The 1,620-nt window shown below is 71.7% G+C and carries 2 protein-coding genes; both read right to left on the reverse strand.

What is annotated here, in order from left to right:
* Positions 1-848 (reverse strand): threonine synthase (thrC, locus tag ACE3UY_RS21650; RefSeq protein WP_374689556.1); only part of this gene is annotated, 848 nt, incomplete at its 3' end.
* Between the two features lie 135 nt (positions 849-983).
* Positions 984-1,620, reverse strand: a 637-nt coding sequence (locus ACE3UY_RS21655; protein WP_374689557.1) for a LysM peptidoglycan-binding domain-containing protein, incomplete at its 5' end; no start/stop codon positions are given.

Here is a 1,620-nt window from a genome sequence, read left to right on the forward strand (position 1 = left end):
ACCCCCTCCCGCTTCGCCAGTAGATGCCACGCCGCCAGGATGTCGTCGTCGCTGACGGCGGTGATGATGCCGTCCGACTCGTCCAGCGCCGCCGCCGCGTCGCGCCAGCGCGCCGGGTTGCCGATACGGATGGCCGTCGCCAGCGTCTCCGGCCGCTCCACTACGCGCCCCAGCACGATGGGCGCCGCCCCGGCCGCCTGGCCGCCCAGCAGCCGCGGCAAGCCCTTGCCATACTGTTGGTAGCCCAGCCAGTAGGCGCTGATGTTGCCGGCGTTGCCCACCGGCAGGCAGTGCCAGTCGGGCGCGACGCCGCCCAGCTGATCGACGATCTCGAACGCCCCCGTCTTCTGCCCCTCCAGCCGCCACGGGTTGATGGAGTTGACCAACGCGATCGGCTGCCGCTCTGTGATCTCGCGCACCAGCCGCAGCCCGTCGTCGAACGAGCCGTCGATGCTGATCACCTCCGCGCCGTAGGCCAGGCAGGCGGCCAGCTTGCCCAGGGCGATCTTGCCCTCCGGCACGAGCACCAGGCAGCGCAGCCCGGCCCGCGCGGCGTAGGCGGCGGCGCTGGCGGCGGTGTTGCCGGTGCTGGCGCAGATGACCGACCGCGCTCCCTCGCGCACGGCCTGGGTGATGGCCGCCGTCATGCCGCGATCCTTGAATGAGCCGGTGGGGTTCAGCCCCTCGAACTTGAGGAACAGCCGCAGGCCGGCCCCCGGCGCGAGGTCTTCGGCCAGCCGGCCGGCGGGGATGAGGGGCGTGTTGCCCTCGTTGAGCGTGATGACGCGCGTGTCCGCGTCGAAGGGCATGTAGTCGCGGTAGGCGGTGATGACGCCGGGCCAGGACATGGGCAGTTCTCCTTGTCGTGAATGGCTTCTGGGAGCGGGGGAGCAGGGGAGCGGGGGAGCGGGGGAGAAAAAGAGGACGTTTAGGGTTCTTTTCTCCCCCGCTCCCCTGCCCCCCCGCTCCCCTGCGCTTCGCCCCTAATCTCCAGGAATGAGCAGCATCTGCCCCACATAGATCACATAGGGCGCGGCCAGGCCGTTGGCCTCGGCCAGGGCGGCCACGGACAGGCCGTACTGCGCGGCAATGCGGGCCAGCGTCTCGCCGGCGTGGACGCGGTGGTTGAACTCCGGCGTGGGGCCGGGCACGTCCACGGGAATCTTGAGCACCTGGCCGGCGACGATCTGGTTGGGCGCGCTCAGCCCATTGGCCTCGGCCAGCTGGGCCCAGCTGATGCCGTAGCGCCGGCTGATGCTATAGACCGTCTCCCCGGCGGCCACGGTATGGGCCGGCGGCCCCAGCGCCGTCACGGCCTCAGCCGCCGCCGCTTCGCCCCCCGGCTCCCCCGCTCCCCCGCTCCCCGGCGCGGCCGCCGCTTCCTCACCAGCGGCCACCACTTCGCCCCCCGGCGCCTCCGCGCCCTCGCTCCCCTGCTCCGCCGCCGGCGTCGGCGACGGCGGAATCCGCAACTCCTGCCCCACCGTGATCTGATTGGGGTTGCTGAGGCCGTTGTACTCGGCGATGGCGACCCAGGACAGGCCATAGAGGAGGCTGATGCGATAGAGGTTTTCGCCGGGCTGGACGACGTGGATGCGGTCGGCGGCCGGCGGTTGCTCC

The sequence above is a fragment of the Promineifilum sp. (SeqCode) genome, from assembly GCF_041918635.1.
In the GTDB taxonomy this organism is placed as follows: domain Bacteria; phylum Chloroflexota; class Anaerolineae; order Promineifilales; family Promineifilaceae; genus Promineifilum.